Origin of the sequence: Algoriphagus sp. UBA3586 (assembly GCF_002376385.1) — a bacterium.
In the GTDB taxonomy this organism is placed as follows: Bacteria; Bacteroidota; Bacteroidia; order Cytophagales; family Cyclobacteriaceae; genus Algoriphagus; species Algoriphagus ornithinivorans.
The window spans coordinates 1-17573 of sequence record NZ_DFMT01000010.1 but is presented as its reverse complement, the minus strand read 5'-3'; the positions used below and the strand labels follow the sequence as shown (position 1 = coordinate 17573).

General features: G+C 39.1%; 22 protein-coding genes. 13 read left to right on the top strand and 9 right to left on the bottom strand.

The features are described 5' to 3' along the window. Positions 1 to 104 precede the first annotated feature (104 nt). On the top strand, positions 105 to 1211 hold the full coding sequence (locus B2906_RS02360; RefSeq protein WP_219957201.1) for an NAD(P)/FAD-dependent oxidoreductase: 1107 nt from the start codon (positions 105 to 107) through the stop codon (positions 1209 to 1211). On the opposite strand, the gene B2906_RS02355 is transcribed toward B2906_RS02360, so the two are convergent. Next, the gene (locus B2906_RS02355) at positions 1208 to 2104 is read right to left on the bottom strand and encodes a UbiA family prenyltransferase (RefSeq protein ID WP_286935443.1); all 897 of its coding nucleotides are present in this window, start codon (positions 2102 to 2104) and stop codon (positions 1208 to 1210) included. The genes B2906_RS02360 and B2906_RS02355 overlap by 4 nt on opposite strands. Before the next feature lie 89 nt (positions 2105 to 2193). Here B2906_RS02355 and B2906_RS02350 point away from each other — a divergent pair, with 89 nt between their 5' ends. From B2906_RS02350 to B2906_RS02340, 3 genes are read left to right on the top strand one after another with little or no spacing between them, the layout of a single operon-like run. After that, entirely contained in the window at positions 2194 to 3273 is a 1080-nt protein-coding gene (locus B2906_RS02350) for a type III polyketide synthase (protein WP_286935442.1), read from the top strand. Beyond that, complete coding sequence (locus B2906_RS02345; RefSeq protein ID WP_286935440.1) at positions 3270 to 3977, top strand: methyltransferase domain-containing protein; 708 nt, start codon at positions 3270 to 3272, stop codon at positions 3975 to 3977. The genes B2906_RS02350 and B2906_RS02345 overlap by 4 nt, the downstream gene beginning before the upstream one ends. Before the next feature lie 20 nt (positions 3978 to 3997). Then, on the top strand, positions 3998 to 4828 hold the full coding sequence (locus B2906_RS02340; protein WP_286935438.1) for a mechanosensitive ion channel family protein: 831 nt from the start codon (positions 3998 to 4000) through the stop codon (positions 4826 to 4828). A 44-nt stretch (positions 4829 to 4872) separates the two neighbouring features. Here the strand turns inward: B2906_RS02340 and B2906_RS02335 are convergent, their stop codons facing one another. The 4 genes from B2906_RS02335 to B2906_RS02320 all read right to left on the bottom strand — a co-directional run bounded on the left by B2906_RS02335 (position 4873) and on the right by B2906_RS02320 (position 7513). Beyond that, on the bottom strand, positions 4873 to 5682 hold the full coding sequence (locus B2906_RS02335; protein ID WP_286935437.1) for a hypothetical protein: 810 nt from the start codon (positions 5680 to 5682) through the stop codon (positions 4873 to 4875). A gap of 93 nt (positions 5683 to 5775) precedes the next feature. Then, positions 5776 to 6453, bottom strand: a complete 678-nt coding sequence (locus B2906_RS02330) for a nitroreductase family protein (RefSeq protein WP_219957195.1) — start codon at positions 6451 to 6453, stop codon at positions 5776 to 5778. A 56-nt stretch (positions 6454 to 6509) separates the two neighbouring features. After that, positions 6510 to 7328 (bottom strand): hypothetical protein, encoded by an 819-nt coding sequence (locus B2906_RS02325; RefSeq protein WP_219957194.1) that lies wholly within the window; start codon positions 7326 to 7328, stop codon positions 6510 to 6512. Positions 7329 to 7351: 23 nt separating this feature from the next. Next, positions 7352 to 7513: a hypothetical protein gene (locus B2906_RS02320; protein WP_175557886.1), complete on the bottom strand. Its 162-nt coding sequence runs from the start codon at positions 7511 to 7513 to the stop codon at positions 7352 to 7354. A gap of 89 nt (positions 7514 to 7602) precedes the next feature. Here B2906_RS02320 and B2906_RS02315 point away from each other — a divergent pair, with 89 nt between their 5' ends. From B2906_RS02315 to B2906_RS02295, 5 genes are all read left to right on the top strand, one after another. Further along, complete coding sequence (locus B2906_RS02315) at positions 7603 to 9372, top strand: MutS-related protein (RefSeq protein ID WP_219957193.1); 1770 nt, start codon at positions 7603 to 7605, stop codon at positions 9370 to 9372. A gap of 61 nt (positions 9373 to 9433) precedes the next feature. Beyond that, a complete protein-coding gene (locus B2906_RS02310; RefSeq protein WP_144606742.1) occupies positions 9434 to 9580 on the top strand; it encodes a lmo0937 family membrane protein in 147 nt (48 codons plus the stop codon). Positions 9581 to 9649: 69 nt separating this feature from the next. Then, positions 9650 to 10786 (top strand): 5-(carboxyamino)imidazole ribonucleotide synthase, encoded by a 1137-nt coding sequence (locus tag B2906_RS02305; RefSeq protein ID WP_286935436.1) that lies wholly within the window; start codon positions 9650 to 9652, stop codon positions 10784 to 10786. A 2-nt stretch (positions 10787 to 10788) separates the two neighbouring features. Then, the gene (purE, locus tag B2906_RS02300; RefSeq protein WP_144606746.1) at positions 10789 to 11307 is read left to right on the top strand and encodes a 5-(carboxyamino)imidazole ribonucleotide mutase; all 519 of its coding nucleotides are present in this window, start codon (positions 10789 to 10791) and stop codon (positions 11305 to 11307) included. 9 nt (positions 11308 to 11316) lie between these two features. Then, on the top strand, positions 11317 to 11478 hold the full coding sequence (locus B2906_RS02295) for a hypothetical protein (RefSeq protein WP_175557887.1): 162 nt from the start codon (positions 11317 to 11319) through the stop codon (positions 11476 to 11478). Here the strand turns inward: B2906_RS02295 and B2906_RS02290 are convergent. Both B2906_RS02290 and B2906_RS02285 read right to left on the bottom strand, forming a co-directional pair. Further along, a complete protein-coding gene (locus B2906_RS02290) occupies positions 11468 to 11926 on the bottom strand; it encodes a hypothetical protein (protein ID WP_144606748.1) in 459 nt (152 codons plus the stop codon). The genes B2906_RS02295 and B2906_RS02290 overlap by 11 nt on opposite strands. Positions 11927 to 11948: 22 nt before the next feature. Further along, positions 11949 to 12299 (bottom strand): DUF3127 domain-containing protein, encoded by a 351-nt coding sequence (locus tag B2906_RS02285; RefSeq protein ID WP_286935435.1) that lies wholly within the window; start codon positions 12297 to 12299, stop codon positions 11949 to 11951. A gap of 336 nt (positions 12300 to 12635) precedes the next feature. On the opposite strand from B2906_RS02285, the gene B2906_RS02280 reads away from it, so the two are divergent. Both B2906_RS02280 and B2906_RS02275 read left to right on the top strand, forming a co-directional pair. Further along, on the top strand, positions 12636 to 13238 hold the full coding sequence (locus B2906_RS02280) for an RNA polymerase sigma factor (protein WP_091653712.1): 603 nt from the start codon (positions 12636 to 12638) through the stop codon (positions 13236 to 13238). Then, positions 13213 to 13446: a hypothetical protein gene (locus B2906_RS02275; RefSeq protein WP_091653714.1), complete on the top strand. Its 234-nt coding sequence runs from the start codon at positions 13213 to 13215 to the stop codon at positions 13444 to 13446. Before B2906_RS02280 ends, B2906_RS02275 begins: the two co-directional genes overlap by 26 nt. Positions 13447 to 13479: 33 nt before the next feature. Here B2906_RS02275 and B2906_RS02270 read toward each other — a convergent pair whose 3' ends face one another. Together B2906_RS02270 and B2906_RS02265 are read right to left on the bottom strand one after the other, a co-directional pair. Next, positions 13480 to 14352, bottom strand: a complete 873-nt coding sequence (locus B2906_RS02270; protein WP_286935432.1) for an alpha/beta hydrolase — start codon at positions 14350 to 14352, stop codon at positions 13480 to 13482. 3 nt (positions 14353 to 14355) lie between these two features. After that, positions 14356 to 15789 carry an aldehyde dehydrogenase family protein gene (locus B2906_RS02265; protein WP_286935431.1) on the bottom strand — a complete coding sequence of 478 codons (1434 nt, stop codon included), beginning with the start codon at positions 15787 to 15789 and terminating at the stop codon, positions 14356 to 14358. A gap of 455 nt (positions 15790 to 16244) precedes the next feature. Here B2906_RS02265 and B2906_RS02260 point away from each other — a divergent pair, with 455 nt between their 5' ends. Next, positions 16245 to 16466 (top strand): hypothetical protein, encoded by a 222-nt coding sequence (locus B2906_RS02260; protein ID WP_286935430.1) that lies wholly within the window; start codon positions 16245 to 16247, stop codon positions 16464 to 16466. Between the two features lie 181 nt (positions 16467 to 16647). Continuing rightward, on the top strand, positions 16648 to 17573 hold a 926-nt coding region (locus B2906_RS02255), incomplete at its 3' end, for a hypothetical protein (protein WP_286935429.1).

The window sequence follows — 17573 nt, the reverse complement described above, 5'->3', positions numbered from 1 at the left end:
TGCATTTATGAATTGAACACGGCCCTTCAAAAAGAGCTAAGTGTAAACTCTGAAACTTAATTTTTGATGGACGGTTTATTCATGGAGTTAAAGGCAGAACATTGTTGATTAAGAAAAGGGTAATCGTAGTAGGTGGAGGGCTGGCTGGTTTGATAGCTGCCTGTCAATTGGCCAAAAATGGACACTTGGTCCAACTGTTTGAAAAAAAGCAATATCCTTTTCACAGGGTTTGTGGGGAATATGTGTCCAATGAGGTTTTAGATTTTTTAAAAAGAGAAAATCTATTCCCTGAGACAGCACATTTCCCATCCATTTCCAAATTTGAATTTTCAGATACAAAGGGGAATACTGTTTCTATGGATTTGGATCTGGGGGGCTTTGGAATCAGTAGGTTTTTATTGGATGATTTTTTAGCCAACAAGGCAATACAGCTGGGCGTGGAATTATTACAAAATAAGCCAGTCGAAAATATCAATTTTAACTCTGATGTATTCGAAGTAATTACTCAGGATCAAAGTAGTTATGAAGCTGACTTCGTCATAGCTGCCCATGGTAAAAGATCTAAACTCGATAAAGTTCTGAATCGGCCTTTTATTGAAAAACGTAGTCCCTACATTGGGGTCAAATACCATATCCGAACTGATGCCTCCAAAGAAACTGTTGCTCTTCATAATTTTAAAGCAGGCTATTGTGGACTGAATGCCATTGAGGAAGAAAAATTTAATCTATGTTATTTAGGATCCCGTGATGAGCTGAGAAAATACGGTTCTATTCCAGAGATGGAGGCTCAAACTTTGTTTAAGAATCCCAAATTGAAAGAGATTTTCAATTCAAGTGATTTTTTGTTCGAAAAGCCAGAGGTGATCAATGAGATCAATTTTGAATTTAAAAGACCGGTAGAAAATCATGTGCTGATGGCAGGTGATGCAGCGGGTTTGATTACTCCCCTTTGTGGAAATGGAATGGCCATGGCGATTCATTCAGGAAAACTGGCAGCAGAGGCCATTCATCGATTTGATTACAGAGAGGAAGTAGAGAAAAATTACCAAAGAAATTGGAATATGAATTTTAGCCGAAGGCTGAGAGTTGGAAGGGTCGTTCAACGTTTGTTTGGTTCGGAATCAGCTTCCTCTTTTGCCAGATTTTTATTGTCAGATTTTCCTGCCATCGGTAAAGTGATCATGAAAAACACTCATGGTACACCTATCTAATAGGCCAAAACCTGCAAAATTTGAGTGTTTTCTAGAAAATAATAAAAGAAGAAGGCATTCAGAATCAAAGCTGAAACACTGTTCATCCCCATGGTCCAAGAGTAGTTGGCGTACTTTTCAGGATTGATTCTGACGAAATTAAACCAAAGCAGAAAGTAAAGAATGATTGGAGCCATGGCTCCCAGATACACCCAAAAGAAGTACTCCTGATTTCTATCCAAAAAGAACCAAACAAATCCAGCCCCTGTAAGAGCGAAAATCAGCGCTGAAAACCCAAATGTTCCTTTGATCCCTAAATATCGACTCAAAGTCATATCTCCTCTTCTGGCATCTTCTCTATGCTGGTAAACCTGTGTCAAAGGATAGTTACCCCAAAGCATCAAGGAAGTCAACATCCCTGGAATAAGCACATGAGGTTTTAGAAAAATATTCCAACCAAAATCACTCAAGCCTGCATAAGCCATTGCAAAAGTGAAGTAACCCTGGAAAAGCCCGGCAATCAACCAACTCAGCCAAGGATATTTTTTAAGCCGTATGGATGGGTGGCTATATGCCATACTGACTAATCCGTAGACCAAAAGCATGCTGCTGAAGGCGAAGCTGATTTTGAATGCCAAAATCAAAGCTATAGCAAAAAAAACAAGGGATAACCAATATAGATCCGGGGTTACTTTGGGAGGATTTTTGATTCCTCCAATGCTTTCCTCATCCTTGTCAAAGTAACTATTATACCCATTGCTGGATGGGTAAAGAAATAAATGCAAGGACAAAAAAACCCACAGCATTCGCTCACCATTGAGATTTGGAGTCAGTGCCAAGGCAAAAAAGTAAACTGGAAGCAGGAATAAAGAAAATGGAATCCTGAGGTGCTTTAAACTGGAACGAGTGATCATATCGTAAACTTAGGCTAAATAACCTTTAGAATAGTGTGTGGTTTACTTGCTAATCATCTAATTTAGAAATATTCAGTTAACTTGATCTTATGAGCACTTTTATTAACAGTATAGGATTGGCAAATCCTGGTAATCCCATTCTTCAAGAAGATATTGCCGGATTTATGAAAATTGCTCACGGATTAGATGAGAGAGAAGGGCGAAAGCTTTCATTTTTATACAGAAAATCAGGAATCAATACCCGGTTTAGCGTTTTGACTGATTTTGAAAAAGCTAACCATGAAGACTTTGAATTCTTTCCTAAAAGCAAAAACCTGGAGCCCTTTCCCAGCACCAAATCAAGAATGGGTGTTTTTACCCAAGAGGCACCTAGACTTTGCGAGGAAGCTGTTCTGAACTGTATCTCTGGGTCCCAAATTTCCAAAGATCAAATCACGCATTTGATTCTGGTTTCCTGTACGGGAATGGTTGCGCCTGGAGTGGAATTGGAATTAATGAAAAGGTTGGGCTTGGAAGATACTGTGGAACGTTATTGTGTTCACTTCATGGGTTGCTATGCAGCATTTACAGGATTGAAGTTAGCTGATAAAATTATCCGTTCGGATTCTCAGGCCAAGGTATTGGTAGTTACGGTTGAACTGTGCACCCTTCATTTCCAAAAAGACTATTTAGAGGATAATATTTTGGCCAATTCTCTTTTTGGAGATGGGGCGGCAGCGGCATTGGTTTCGTCCAGTCCCTCAGGTTTGGCAATCAAATCCTACCTAAGTAGAGTGCTGAGAGAAGGCGAGCAGGATATGGCATGGGGAATAGGTGATTTTGGTTTTGAAATGAAGTTGACCAAATATATTCCAAGCCTTTTGGACGGGGGTATTCAGCAACTCAAAGCAATGTTTGAGGATAAGTTTAACCTGTCCAAGATCAAAAATTTTGCAATTCATCCGGGAGGAATGCAGATTTTGGCAAAAGTCCAGGAAGCATTTGGGTTGGGGAAAGAAGTAAATTTTCACGCTATGGAAGTTTTGAAACAGTTTGGAAATATGTCTTCCTCGACGATTTTATTTGTACTGTCGAGAATGATGAAGGATGTAGAGATTGAAGGAGATATTCTCTCTATGGGTTTTGGCCCCGGCTTGACTTTGGAAACTCTTTTACTGGAAAAAGCATGAGCCGATTTTCACAACGCTGCGAAGACAAGGAGTTGATGGACGATTTGGAATGCTCTGGGGAAGAACTGGAACAAACTTTAAAGGAGCTCAAAACCATCAACAAGCTTTTGGGAGGTAATTATGTGACTACCAATGGACTTCGAAAGCTGATTGGAAAATCAACTGATAAAACTTTTTCAGTGGCAGATATAGGCTGTGGAGGTGGAGATATGATCCGAGTCATGGATGATTGGGCAATTTCCCATGATTTTAAGCTGAAATTTACCGGAATTGACGCAAATCGGAACATTATAGACCTTGCGAAAGTTAGGTTATCAGATAAGCCGGAGATTGACTGGACAATTCAAAATGTTTTTGACCCGGCTTTTTCAAATCATCGGGTAGATATCATTACCTGTACGCTCTTTACACATCATTTTACTTCCCAAGAATTGGTTGATTTGCTTTCTGCTTTTAGAAAGAAAGCCAAGGTGGGAATTATCATTAACGATCTGCATCGCCATCCACTTGCGTATTATAGTATCAAGTGGTTGACACGGATTTTCAGCAGGTCCAAAATGGTTCAAAACGATGCGCCGCTTTCTGTGCTGAGGAGTTTTTCGAGAGAGGATTGGGAGAATATTTTGAAAGCGTCAGGATTCAAATCCTGGAAAATAAAGTGGTACTGGGCCTTCCGATGGCAAATCCTGATTTCATTTGTTTAATTTAAACTAAATCATTTTCAATGGAAATTACACCAGAAACCTTATCAAAAATTACCGAACAGGGCATAGAACTAGCCTATACCATTGTTCCCAAAATAATTTATGCGATCATTTTTTATGTCGTAGGTCGCTTCATAGTCAACAAGCTTGTAAAGGGTTTTAAAAGAGTCCTAGAAAAGAGGGATGACAACCCCTCGTTGAATAATTTTTTAGTAGGAGTTGTCAAAGTAATTTTAAATGTGACCTTATTTATTGGAGTTGCTACCACCATTGGAGTTGAATTTGCCTCCTTTGTAGCAATTTTGGGTGCTGCAGGTTTGGCGATTGGTCTTGCTCTACAAGGTTCCTTATCCAATTTTGCAGGAGGAGTTTTGATTTTACTATTCAAGCCCTTTAAAGTAAATGATGTGATAGTTGCTCAGGGACATACAGGTGTGGTGAGAAAAATTGATATTCTTTATACTCACATGACGACTTTTGACAATAAGGAGATTATTATTCCAAATGGTAGTTTGGCTAATAACGACATTGTCAACATGAATACTCAGGAGAATAGAAGGGCCGATTTAACAGTCGGAGTAGCCTATGGAACTGACATCAAAAAAGCGAGACAGATAATCCTTGATGTATTTGATAAGGATGAGCGAGCATTGAAAGACCCTGCTCCAGCGGTCTATCTGACTAATTTCGGAGATAGCTCTCTTGATCTATCAGTTCGAGTTTGGGCTAAGACTTCAGACGTTTGGCCATTATATTGGGATGGTATGGAAGCTATCAATGATGCATTTGAGAAAAATGACATTGAAATTCCGTTCCCTCAGAGAGTGGTACACAAAGCAGAAATCAGTTAAACAAAAAAGGCGATCATTTGATCGCCTTTTTTATTGCCTAAATTTTAATCTCTAGGAAGAGTGATGGTTTTACTTCGGTCACCTCTAGATAAGGTGATCTCCCTATCACATGTCCCGTCTCCAAAATTGATAGTAAGTAATGCTTTACCTTCAAGTTTTCTTGCCAGGATGCCACTGCTAGGGATTCTGATGCCACTGGCCACGCATCTTTGAAAAAAGACCAAAGGCTGGAGAATTTCTGATTTGAACTCTTTTCCATCTCTGTTTTTTCCAATAGTGGTACCAGTAAGTTCCCATCTCAATCCATCGGAGGATGCACTTGGTAAAAAGACTTTCTTTTGGTGTCTGGATGCAAAAGTTCTGAAGCTTCCATCAGGCCAAATCATTTTACCTGCTTCTACAACCATGTTAAAGGTAAAGCTCTTGGAGCTTTCGTCGAAACCAAGGTTTTTTACAACTCTAGTTCCTTCAATTTTCCTTTCATTCACATAGTAATTATCGAAAGTTGTGGTGATTACGGTTCCTGGTGCCCAATATCTTCCGGTATATTTTACAATGATTTTACCTTTTCGAATGACACCCCTTGGACTGCTACATCCTTCACCAAAGTCAATGATCATAGTTTTTTCTCCTGGCGACCAAGTGATTATAGCCCGGTCACAAAGGTCTTCTTCTAAAGCAACCATGTTTCTATCCCCAAAATCATTTCTTTGAAAGCCTGTTAGGACCACCTCATCAATATCCTCCAAGGAGTTAGTGAACTCTGTCTCCTGTGATGCTTCTACACTGTCTTGTTCTTGAACAAGTACAGAATCTTCATTTTCTTGGCATCCCCCTAAAAATAAAAATGCCATCAAGAAAGCCAGTAGATTTGTTGTTTGCCTGTATTTCATCGCTTTGTGGTTAATGTTTGTTACATGCTTTAGATGCAAAAACAGTATTCAGGTTTAATATCTGATCAAAATTTCTTCTAATTGCTTTCTTTCAATGTCTGGCACAAAGGTTTCTTTGGCGGGATAGCCAACTGGCAAAAGGAGAAAGGGTTTTTCATGTTTGGGCCTTTGGAGGATATCTGAAAGGAAATTCATAGGACTGGGGGTATGAGTAACAGTTACAAGCCCTGCCTGATGAATTGCGGCAATCAAAAAACCACAGGCTATCCCTACAGATTCATTTACATAATAATGCTGAATCTTTTCTCCATTCAGCATTCCATAAGACTGTTTGAAAACGACTATCAAATAGGGAGCGATTTCTAAAAAGGGCTTTTCCCAGTCCGTACCCAATGGAGCGAGGTCATTCTTCCAGGACTCAGGCATTCTGCTTGTATAGCTTATTTTTTCCTCCTCCTCTGCCGCAATTCTGATTTGCTTTTTCATTTCCGGATCAGAAATCAAACAAAATGTCCAGGGCTGTTTATGAGCTCCCGATGGTGCTGTTCCTGCTGTCTGGATGATATTTTCCATCACGTCCAAAGGGATATTTCTAGAATCAAACTCCCGTACTGTCCTCCTTTGATTCATAAATTCAAAGTATTTTTTTGCAGCAGTCTGACTCTCTTGGTCAGAATACTTGGGCCTCCTGTAGGAAACGTGCAGGTGACCATTGATCAGTTTTTTTTCCATGGCAATAAAAAACGGCTACCTGAGAAAGATAGCCGTTTGAATTGATTCTTTGAAGTTTAATCAAATGTAATTTCTTTTGAACCACCCGGATAAGTGAGTATGACTGTTTTATCGCAGGCCCCTGTTCCATAGTCAATTCTAACCTCAGCTCCTCCCGATACAAACCCCAATACTCCGCTACTAGGGATTAACACTCCTGAATCCACGCAGTCTTGAGTAACTGTAAGAGGGGAGATGGTGGAAGAATTAAAATTGGCTCCGGCTCTTCCCTTGCCATTGGCAGTTCCTGTAATTTCAATCTGATATCCCTGACTTCCCAAACTGACTTGTCTTACTTGTTCCGAATTAAAGCTCACAAAGGTATTATCCGGCCAAGTGACTTTTCCATTGTTGACCTCTACGGTCAAATTCACTTTGCTATTAATTAGGTCTATGCCCGTGTTGGTGATTTTTCGCCTTCCCTCTACTTTCAGACCTTCCACTTCATAGCCATCGAAAGTAGTGGTGACAGAGGCTCCCGGAAAGAGAAAATTACCTGTGTAATCCAGGATTACCTTTCCTTTTCTGGTGATGCCTGAAGAACTGGTGCATCCCTGACCAAAATCAACAATAATCTTTTTAGTATCTCTATTGACGTTGATATCCACACCGGCGCAGATTGATTCATTTTGGCTAGCCATTATTCTAGCACCAAGACCACTGGATTCCAAAACCGTCAAGGTGTAGTTGTCCATGTCTTCATAAACTCTATTGACAGCGATTTCATCATTAACTGCAGATAAATCTGGCTCAGGAAACACCGAGTTGGAGTCTGAGCAACTCTGCAAGCCTAGGTATAAAAGACCTACCAGAGCCATATTTAATAGTTTTTTCATAGATTTTAATTAATGGTTAAAAATCACTTAGGCTTTGATTTGTTAGCACCTTTGGAGGAATTACTTGCGCACCCAATATTTTTGGTGAAAGATACATCTTCCGGAAAAATTCCTTGATTGGCGAGTGAACCCATATCAAACTCCTCTGATTCCTCATTTGGATTCTTTTTTTTCTTGCTTTTCATGACGTGTTTAAAGTTAGGACAAGTATTGGCTCTGTCAAAGTGAAGGGATTTCTTTCTTACTGTAATTAGTCAATGACCTATATTTGGGGATGAAGTATTTTGATTTTAAAAACGCTGACTTAGAGGATAAAATTTCCAAACTCAGGAAAAAAACCGCCTCTCTGTCTTTTTTGAGGCTGCTGACATTCCTGGGATTAATAGGCTTTTTTGTTTTGATGATAGCAGAATCCATGATTTGGGGATTGGTATGGATTGGTTTTATTATCCTGTTTATTCACTTGATCAAGTCCTATAATTTTTGGAAAGACCAAGAAGCCATATACAAGGCTTTGGATCAAATCAATCAAAATGAGACTTTGAGGCAGGAAAGAAAATTGGAAAGCTTAGACCCAGGTATAGAATATTTGGATAAAAAACACCCTTTCTGCAATGATTTGGATCTTTTTGGAAGTCATTCAGTTTTTCAGCTGCTCAACCATACTGTGAGCCCTGAGGCTAAAAATCAGCTTGCGAATTTATTGAAATCACCGATTGCCATTGAGGAATCTGAACAAAACCGGAAAGCTATAGATGAGCTAGCAGAATCTCCAGATTTTCTAAAAGCCTTTGAAGCAGTTGGGAAGGCCTTTTTCAATTCAGATGTCAAGCATCATCAATGGGAGGATTGGTTAAAATCCGAGGATAAAAGAGTTCCATGGTCACTTTTTGTAGGATGTTTGGGCCTTTTAGGAGGGATCATCTTAGGGGTATTGGTCTACATCAGCTTAGTTCCTTCAGCTTTTTTGGGAGTTTGGGTACTGATTGGGATGGCATTATTGGGATTTGTCTTTAAACCCTTGCAACTGGCAGCGGAAAAAATCCCTTCTCAGTCAACTTTAAAGACCTTCAAAAACTGGTTAGTTCTTTTGGAGAATCAGCGATTTGAATCATCGGCCCTGCTAAGGGATTTGGAAGTTTTTCAAGACAAAAATCATAGAGCATCCGAAGTTCTCAAAGAGCTGGATAGCCTTGGACTTTGGGTTCAAAACAGGATCAATATCTTATATATCCCAATCAATCTATTCTTTTGGACTGACCTTTTGCTCTATTACAAGATGGTCAAATGGAAAGCTCGGTTTGGAAAATTAGTTAGCAAATATCCTCATATTTTATCCAAATGGGAGGTTTGGGTTTCTTTAGCATCATTCCGGTCTGAATTGGAAGCTGATGGAGAAGTTTTCATAAAAAATGGATTAGAATTGGAAACAACTGCTCTTTATCACCCGCTTTTGCCTAAGGGGAAAGCCGTGGCTAATGATTTTTCGATTTCGGAAAAGCAAAAGCTCAGCCTTTTAACAGGGTCAAATATGTCCGGGAAAACTACCTTCATGCGGACTTTGGGAGTGAATATTGTTTTGGTAAACATAGGATTGAGGCCTTTTGCAGAAAAGATGGAATTGGGCCAATTTCAGCTTTATACCAGTATGAGAAATACCGATAGTTTGGGTGAAAGCGTGAGTTCCTTTTATGCGGAACTTAACAGGATCAAAACTCTAATCGATTTGATTGAATCTGGAGTACCTGTTTTCTTTCTTTTGGATGAAATTCTGAAAGGCACCAATACCGAGGATAGAATAGCTGGAAGTGAGGCATTGATACGGCAATTAAAAGATAGTAAGGCTTTGGGTATCATAAGTACCCATGATATAGAATTGGCTGCGCTTGAAGATCAGATTCCTTATGTAAAAAACTATAGTTTTCATTCAGAAATACATAATCGGAGTATTGACTTTGATTACAAATTGAAAAAAGGACCATGCACAAGTTTTAATGCCCATAAACTGATGGAGTTGATGGGCATTAAGTTCCATAAAAGGTGAGGTGGATATTGTTTGATTTTGTATATTGAATAACATTTTGTTTCACTTAAATTTTACTACTATGAATTCGCTTTTGTATTTAGTGGCGGTTATTTTAGTTATTGGTTGGATCTTGGGTTTTTTCGTGTATAGTGTAGGAGGTTTGATCCATATTTTGCTGGTATTGGCACTGATATCAATCATTTTAAGATTGATTCGGGGAAGATAAGTACCAGTTAAAATCAGCGATATCAACAATCTGAAGGATTATCCTTCAGATTGTTTTATTTTTGGCCTAATGAAAAGCGCAAAATCATCCATTCTCGGTGTGTTGGGTGGTGGGCAGCTGGGACGCATGCTCATTCAGTCAGCCATCAATTACAATCAGGACATTCATATTTTGGACCCGGATCCTCAAGCTCCCTGCAAGGACTTGGCTCAAAAATTCACTTGTGGATCTCTCAAAGATTTTGATACGGTTTATGCCTTTGGGCAAGATTGTGATGTAATTACAGTAGAGATTGAAAGTGTTAATACGGACGCTTTAGCCAAATTAGAATCTGAAGGAAAGCAGGTTTTTCCGCAGCCTCATATTTTGAAACTGATTCAGGATAAAAGAGAGCAAAAGCAGTTCTATCAAAAAAATGGAATTCCAACAGCTGAGTTTATCTTGACAGAAAACAAAGCTGAAGTTATAAAAAATAAAGGCTTTTTACCGGCTGTTAATAAACTGGGAAAAGAAGGCTATGATGGAAGAGGGGTTCAGATATTAAGGAGTGAATCTGATTTGGATCAAGCTTTTGATGCACCGGGCCTTTTGGAAAAGCTCATTGATTTTGACAAAGAGATTGCGGTGACTGTTGCTAGAAATAAAAAGGGAGACTTGATTGCCTACCCGGCGGTCGAATGTGCTTTCCACCCTACGGCCAATTTGGTAGAATTTCTTTTTGCGCCAGCTGAGATAGCAGATTCAGTGGAAAAGAAGGCCCAAGAAATTGCAAAAGAAGTCATTCTCAAGTTGGATATGGTAGGGATTTTGGCAGTGGAGATGTTTGTGACAAAGTCCGGGGATGTGTTGGTCAATGAAATTGCACCTAGACCACATAATAGTGGACACCATACCATAGAGGCTAATTTCACTTCCCAATTCGAACAGCATTTACGTTCTGTGATGAATTGGCCTTTGGGAAACCCAGAATTACGTTGTCCTGCAGCTATGATCAATCTGTTGGGTGAAGATGGGTTTACCGGTGAGGCAATTGTGGAAGGTCAAGAAGATGCCTTATCCGAGAAAGGAGTTTACATCCATCTGTATGGTAAAAAGCTGACTAAACCATTTAGAAAGATGGGGCATGTAACTCTATTGGACGAGGATATAGAGCAGTTAAAAGTAAGAGCACAGCGAATTAAAGATTTGATTAAAATAAAAGCATAAGCATGAATCCACAGGTAGGAATAATAATGGGAAGTCAGTCTGATCTTCCGATCATGGCAGAAGCGGCCGCTATTTTGGAAGAGTTGGGGGTAAGTTTTGAAGTGACTATAGTTTCTGCCCACAGAACACCAGATCGCATGGTTGATTATGCAAGGTCAGCCAGAGATCGAGGTTTAAAGGTAATTATTGCAGGTGCCGGTGGTGCTGCACATTTACCCGGGATGGTTGCCTCCATGACCAGCTTGCCTGTTATCGGTGTTCCTGTTAAGAGTTCTAATTCCATTGATGGTTGGGACAGCGTGCTTTCAATTCTTCAGATGCCAGGTGGCATCCCGGTAGCCACAGTGGCGCTCAACGGGGCAAAAAATGCTGGTATTTTAGCTGCATCTATTATAGGAGCTTATGAGCCAAAGATTGGGAAGAATTTAGATGAGTTTAAAAACTCTTTGAAGGTTAAAGTAGAAAAAACAGCCAAAGACCTTGAGTCCTTAGGATGGAAGGGAATGCTTAAGGACAGCTAAGCTCGGGTTATGAGTTCTAAATGGAAAAGAGTCATCAAATTCAAAATTGGGGATGTTCCCTGGGAAATCCCCTTGAATGTGCTCTTGTTGTTGATTTTTATTGCCATTGTGATGATGGCAGGAGGGGCCTATCTGGGTTTTAAGTTCGCCTCAGGGCAGCTTAATCCATAAACATTCCCCACCCGTCATCAGATTTTTTGTCGGAATCAAAAGTTGTAATCCAAGAAAGAAAAAGCTTTCTAAAATCTTCGATTGCCACTCTTAATAATTCCAGATGTTCTTCAGCATGTGTTTCTTCCAAAGCCAGTTGATAGGTCATGGAATTGAGACTTTTGGCATGAAGTTTCATGAGAACTGCATTTTCCATTTTGGTGATGTAATCAGGAAAGTTTTCTGCAGCACTGAATTTGGCGCTCATTATAGCGGCGTCTTCCATCATAATATTGCCATATAATTCTCTTCTTGCTTCATCCAAGCTTCCCACCAAGGCTCTTGTCAAGCCGATGATTTCCTTTGATTTTTTCATCAAAGGATGCTTGAAAATTCTCTCCTGTTCCTTGCGGTAATCAAATTCCCCATCTTCTTCGAAGTCAGGTTCATCATCAAAGTCGTCCCACATGCTTAAAAAATTTTATTGGTTATTAGAAAGGTAATTTATCCTCTTCGCTATCAGAGTAAAAGGTATCTACTTCAGGAGCATTGGAAGAAGGAGCGGATCCATTACCACCGTTTTTATCAACTTTGTAAGCTTTGACTTCTGTATACCAACGATTGTTATATTCACGGCTTTCTACATCCACGCTCATTGTGACATTTTCTCCCACTTCCATTCCGAATTGATCGATCTTGTCCCCCCAAAGGGCAACACATACTTTTTTAGGATATTGACCTGGTGTTTCAATAATAAATTCCTGCTTTCTCCAAGCATTTCCGCTTTTTGAATTTCCACTTACCTCAGGTAGTTTTTGAATTACTTTTCCGCTTAATTCCATTTTTACTAATTAATTTACTTGATAAACGAAGGTAAGCAAAAGCAGGGAAAGTCTGGTTTCAGGCGTATGAAAACAAAAGGCCTGAAATTATTTTTTTAACAATTCTTGGCATTAAGATTGAGTTTTAAATAAGTATTCTCATAAGGTTTTAAAATGTATCGTAAGAGAATTTGAGTTCTGCAAAATATACTTTGGCATGTAAGAAATTTCTGGAATTGCTCCATTTTTTCTTTGCATCCAACGTATCAAAAGCATACTTTTAAAACTGTTTTAAAATCTTCCACTCTAAAAAAATACTATGGCTTAGACTTTTACGTTCTTCATAAACTAAATCAAATGAGTAAGCGAATAGGTCCTAAGGACAGCGAGTTGATAGCTCAGTATAGAAATGGCAGTGAAGCTGCTTTTGATCATTTAGTAGATCGGTATAAGTCTAAAGTTTACACCACCATATTTTTGATCGTCAAAGATCAGGATTTGGCAGAAGATATCCTGCAGGATGTTTTTGTGAAAGTGGTAAAAACCCTCAACTCAGATAAGTACAATGAGGAGGGTAAGTTTCAACCCTGGATTATGAGGATTGCTCATAATCTGGCGATTGATCACTTTAGAAAATCCCGTCGATATCCCACCATTATGATGGAGGATGGGTCGAATATTTTCAACTCTTTGAAATTTTCTGATGGAAATGCAGAAGAAAAACAGGTAAGAGAAGAAGAAATCGATCTAGTAAAGCGTTTAATAGAGGAGTTGCCTGAAGCTCAAAAAGAAGTCTTAATCATGAGACACTATATGGACATGAGTTTTCAGGAAATTGCAGATCAGACAGGAGTAAGTATCAATACTGCTCTGGGGAGAATGCGATATGCGCTGATCCATCTGAGGAAGAAAATGAAACAATTAAATTTTGCCTATGATAAAACCATTTACCCCAAATGACTTGATTAGATATATCTATCAGGAAATGCCGGAGGTAGAACAAGAGCTCTTAATGCAGGCCTTGCACAAAGATGAAAACCTGATGCAAGATTACATGGAATTGCTGAGCGCGATAGAGCAATTGGATTTACTCCAAATCAATCCTTCGGAAAAAGTAGTACAAGCTATCAAGTTGAAAGCTAAATCTACGGGACTTCAAAAAGTCTGATACTGGTAACCCCGCTTCGGCGGGGTTTTTTTATTAGTTGGCACGGACAAAAGCTGAGGCAGCCTGTATCAACTCTACATTGGTGGAGGGGGTGAATCCATGCCCTTGACCCTCAATTCTCCTAAATTCATGAGGCACGGAGTTTTCTTGTAGTTTACTTTTTAAAAGATCACTCTGAGAAATGGGGACAACTGTGTCTGCTGTTCCGTGGAAAAATATGGTAGGCACAGAATTACTGTTTATATAATTGACCGGACTGGATTCCAAGTATGCTTGGGGTTTGTTTTCTGGAGTCCCCTGAAGAATTTCTGTAAGTCCCAATGCAGTCAAAGAATTAAAATTGAATAGTTCAGCCAAATCAGTAGGGGGAAAGAATGCAATAACCGCTTGAATATTTCCTATCTCAGGATTCTTAAAGCCATGCAAAAGGGCTAAATGTCCTCCCGCACTTGCTCCGGCTATCACAATTTGGTTTCCTACATTCCATTCGTCTTGTTGTGAAATAATGTATTCTATTGCGCTCTTGACGTCATTTTCCTGAGTTGGAAATGGATTTTGCCTACTCAAAAAATCAAAAAGTCTATAATTGATTGCTACATACGCATATTCTGGAAATGCTTGATCCAATAATGGTTTAACCTGAGCAAACTCATCTTTGCTCCCATCAATCCAAGCTCCTCCGTGTATATATATAAGGAGTGGGGTGTTTTCCATGCTCCTTCCACCTGGTAAAAAAACATCCATGGTCTGTCGCATATCGGACCCATAAGAGACATTGGAAAGCTCTAATGCAGGTAAAGGTACGTTTGGGTCCAGGTTTTCATCTGGATTGCAAGAGAAAATCAGGAAACTAAAAGCCAAGAAAAAAAATAACTCTGCTTTTTTGAAGGGGAGTTTAGCCAGCATCTTTTAGAACCATTTTATTAATGAGTTAATCAACTGTTTTGTTTTTAGTCCGTAGGGAGGTCTGAGAAGAGTAACGTTATTAAGTCCAACACGTTGCTTCAAAATTCCCTTTTCATTACTAAATGCCAAAAATCCATGATATCCATGGGCTTTCCCAATACCACTGTTATTCACCCCTCCAAATGGGAGTTCATTATGTAGGAAGTGTAAAACACAGTCATTGATCACAGCATTGCCTGAGCTGGTTTGGTGAAGAATTAATTCTTGTTCAGCTTTTTCCTGAGAAAATACATACAATGCCAAGGCTTTTGGTTTGGCATTAATATAATTGATGGCCTGTTGAAGTTCAGAATAGGTGATGATGGGTAAGATGGGTCCAAATATTTCCTCCTCAGCGATTTTCATGGAGTCAGAAATTCCCGTAATAAGGGTGGGTTCCAAATATCGATGATGTTGATTTCTTTTACCACCAAACTCAATTACTGCTCCCTTTTCCTCTGCATCTTTCAGATAGTCATCCAGTCTCTGAAAATGTCTGTCATTCACGATACGAGCTAAATCAGGTGATTTTTCGATTCCCTCATAGTTAGAGTCATACATTTCCTGAATTCCAATTTTTAGTTCACTCAATAGGAGATCTTTTTGGCTTTCATGAACGAGAATATAATCTGGGGCCACACAGGTCTGTCCGCAGTTTACCAACTTGCCCCAAACGAGCTTTTTGGCAGTGTCTTGGATATCAGCGGATTCGGTAACAATCGCTGGTGATTTACCTCCTAACTCGAGAGTTACAGAACAGAGGTTTTTGGCAGCATTTTCCATCACTATCTTTCCTACTTGAGGACTTCCGGTGAAGAAAATATGATCAAAAGGGAGTGCTAGTAATTCTTTGGATACTTCTGCATCACCTTGAAAGACCGCAATCTGATCTTTTGGAAATATTTCTGAAATCATTTCTTCAATGAGAGCGGAAGTTGCAGGCGTCATTTCAGAAGGTTTGATGATAGCTGTGCAACCTGCAGCGATGGCAGAAACTAAGGGCCCAATCGCCAGATTAAAAGGATAATTCCAAGGGGCGATGATGAGAGCTGTTCCTTTGGGTTCGGGCTGGATGTAGGCTTTTGTTCCGAGCATGGGAAGAGGAGTGCTCTGGGATCTAGACTTCATCCAGGATTTGAGGTTTTTTAAGGCATGGTTAATTTCAGAAGTGACAGGAAAAACCTCGCTTAGGTCAGTTTCAGTTTTAGGTTTTTGAAAATCCTTCCAAAGAGCCTCATGTATTTGGGAATGATTAGCTTGTATCCAATTTCGAATTTCTTTTAATCGGCCCTTTCTTTCCTCCAATGTGGAGGTTCTCCATGTGATAGAAGTTTTCTGCTGGCTCTCAAAAACCGATGCAATTTCAGAGTTAGGGTTTTGGTTATTTTGTTCTTCCATGGAGGGAATATAGCAAAATTCATTCGGGCTAATATTTCAAAAACCTGCTGATCAAGTTTTTATGATTTTTGTCAACTTTTTTCATTTTGTTTAATAAAAATGAAGATACCTTCCACAAAAATGCGTTTTAATGCTATATTTTTTCATTTCACATCTAAAAAAATGCTTTTTATCAAAAAATAATCGCCAAATGCTTGGTGATGAAAAACAAAAAAGCGTATGTTTACAACATAAATTTTACAGTCAAGTGAAATTTAAACTCAGTTAACAAAGGTTTGCTGAGAACCGAGAAATGATTTTGGACTTCAGGAAAAGAAATTTGAACTGAGGTTATAACTACAAAAGGTACAGTATAGAGCAACGTTTACGCAATCGAAATTTTAAATACCATTCTAATGGAATCGATAACAAAAAAAATCAACCCTAAGGTGCTTAGCCTTAGATTTTTATATGGGTTGTCTAAATCATTAATCCTTATACTTGGTTTTTTTGCTTTGTCAGGAATATTTTTAAGTCAAAATGCCCTGGCACAAAACTGTAATAGCCAAAATATTACTGTAAATAATTTTTTCTTCACGGATGAAAATGGGAATCCTTTTCCTCCGGGATTTGAGCCTCCTAATTACGACCCGCAAAATCCTCCAACAATTCAAGGTAAAATTTTTGCCACATTTTGAGGGAGCTCAAGTAATGGATACTCGGCTTATTTAGAATATGACATTTTATATTGATGACGTCTTTTTGAGAAAAGAGATTGTTTGTTTGTTTGATAGACAAAAAATTGTTCAAGGCTCACCTCAACAAATAAGTTCATTTTCATGGGTTTATGGTTCGAAAATAGAACTCAAAAACTTTTTCATGTCATGGAAAACAAATGACAATACCACCTGCGAAAAACTTGATAGAAATGCTCAATGCTGGAGTTCTCCAGCGGGATTTTTAGTTCGTACTCCACTTGTTGCTAGATTTAATTTTGATACAAATTGTGATGACTTCATTGTAGATTTTGAAAATTTAACCACTGGAGGAAATCCAAGTGATTATACCTTCAAATGGATTTTTTCAAACGGAACGCCAAATATCTCTACGGATGTAAATCCTCAGAATATATCTTTCCCTGGTCCTGGAACTTACTCTGTTAAATTGGAGGTAACAAGTCAGCAAATAACGAAGTCAGTAACCAGAGATGTAACTCTTTATCCAAATCTTCAATTATCATTTATTAAAGCAGATGATGATTGTACTCCTAATTCTACTGGCTCCATTGATATCACTGTTCAAGGAGGTTTGGGTCAATATTCTTACGCATGGACTACGCAAGATGGAAGTGGACTAGTTGCCTCGGATGAAGATCAAACAGGGCTTTCAGAGGGTACTTATAATGTAACAGTAACTGATGAGCGAGGATGTTTCGTAATTAAACAAATACAAATAATCAAACCTTCTGAGGCCCCAGCACCTAGTCCTGCTAATTTCGAATTTTGTGAAGGATTTGGAGATCAGCTCATTTCCGTCACTCCGGCAGAGGGATATGAAATCCTTTGGTATGACGAAAATCAAAATTTACTTCAATCAGCTCCTACTGTAGACGCAGATATCGCTGGCCAATCAACATTTTTTATATCTCAATTAAAAGAAGGGGAATGTGAGAGCCCTAAAGCGCAGATTATTGTTATTGTTAACCCAGCTCCAACTGCTCCGGTATCCGGAGGAGATCAGGAGATCTGCGAAACTGCACCGTTCACCAGCTTAACAGCGACTGCAACGGTAGGAGAAGGCTTCAG

Excerpts from the sequence above, each read along its gene's own strand:
- purE (WP_144606746.1), top strand. The coding sequence starts at position 10,789 with ATGAATCCACAGGTAGGAATAATAATGGGAAGTCAGTCTGATCTTCCG.
- B2906_RS02295 (WP_175557887.1), top strand. The coding sequence starts at position 11,317 with ATGAGTTCTAAATGGAAAAGAGTCATCAAATTCAAAATTGGGGATGTT.
- B2906_RS02355 (WP_286935443.1), bottom strand. The coding sequence starts at position 2,104 with ATGATCACTCGTTCCAGTTTAAAGCACCTCAGGATTCCATTTTCTTTA.
- B2906_RS02280 (WP_091653712.1), top strand. The coding sequence starts at position 12,636 with ATGAGTAAGCGAATAGGTCCTAAGGACAGCGAGTTGATAGCTCAGTAT.
- B2906_RS02330 (WP_219957195.1), bottom strand. The coding sequence starts at position 6,453 with ATGGAAAAAAAACTGATCAATGGTCACCTGCACGTTTCCTACAGGAGG.
- B2906_RS02340 (WP_286935438.1), top strand. The coding sequence starts at position 3,998 with ATGGAAATTACACCAGAAACCTTATCAAAAATTACCGAACAGGGCATA.
- B2906_RS02345 (WP_286935440.1), top strand. The coding sequence starts at position 3,270 with ATGAGCCGATTTTCACAACGCTGCGAAGACAAGGAGTTGATGGACGAT.
- B2906_RS02325 (WP_219957194.1), bottom strand. The coding sequence starts at position 7,328 with ATGAAAAAACTATTAAATATGGCTCTGGTAGGTCTTTTATACCTAGGC.
- B2906_RS02270 (WP_286935432.1), bottom strand. The coding sequence starts at position 14,352 with ATGCTGGCTAAACTCCCCTTCAAAAAAGCAGAGTTATTTTTTTTCTTG.
- B2906_RS02350 (WP_286935442.1), top strand. The coding sequence starts at position 2,194 with ATGAGCACTTTTATTAACAGTATAGGATTGGCAAATCCTGGTAATCCC.
- B2906_RS02290 (WP_144606748.1), bottom strand. The coding sequence starts at position 11,926 with ATGTGGGACGACTTTGATGATGAACCTGACTTCGAAGAAGATGGGGAA.
- B2906_RS02320 (WP_175557886.1), bottom strand. The coding sequence starts at position 7,513 with ATGAAAAGCAAGAAAAAAAAGAATCCAAATGAGGAATCAGAGGAGTTT.
- B2906_RS02305 (WP_286935436.1), top strand. The coding sequence starts at position 9,650 with ATGAAAAGCGCAAAATCATCCATTCTCGGTGTGTTGGGTGGTGGGCAG.
- B2906_RS02285 (WP_286935435.1), bottom strand. The coding sequence starts at position 12,299 with ATGGAATTAAGCGGAAAAGTAATTCAAAAACTACCTGAGGTAAGTGGA.
- B2906_RS02315 (WP_219957193.1), top strand. The coding sequence starts at position 7,603 with ATGAAGTATTTTGATTTTAAAAACGCTGACTTAGAGGATAAAATTTCC.
- B2906_RS02265 (WP_286935431.1), bottom strand. The coding sequence starts at position 15,789 with ATGGAAGAACAAAATAACCAAAACCCTAACTCTGAAATTGCATCGGTT.
- B2906_RS02275 (WP_091653714.1), top strand. The coding sequence starts at position 13,213 with ATGATAAAACCATTTACCCCAAATGACTTGATTAGATATATCTATCAG.
- B2906_RS02335 (WP_286935437.1), bottom strand. The coding sequence starts at position 5,682 with ATGGCATTTTTATTTTTAGGGGGATGCCAAGAAAATGAAGATTCTGTA.
- B2906_RS02310 (WP_144606742.1), top strand. The coding sequence starts at position 9,434 with ATGAATTCGCTTTTGTATTTAGTGGCGGTTATTTTAGTTATTGGTTGG.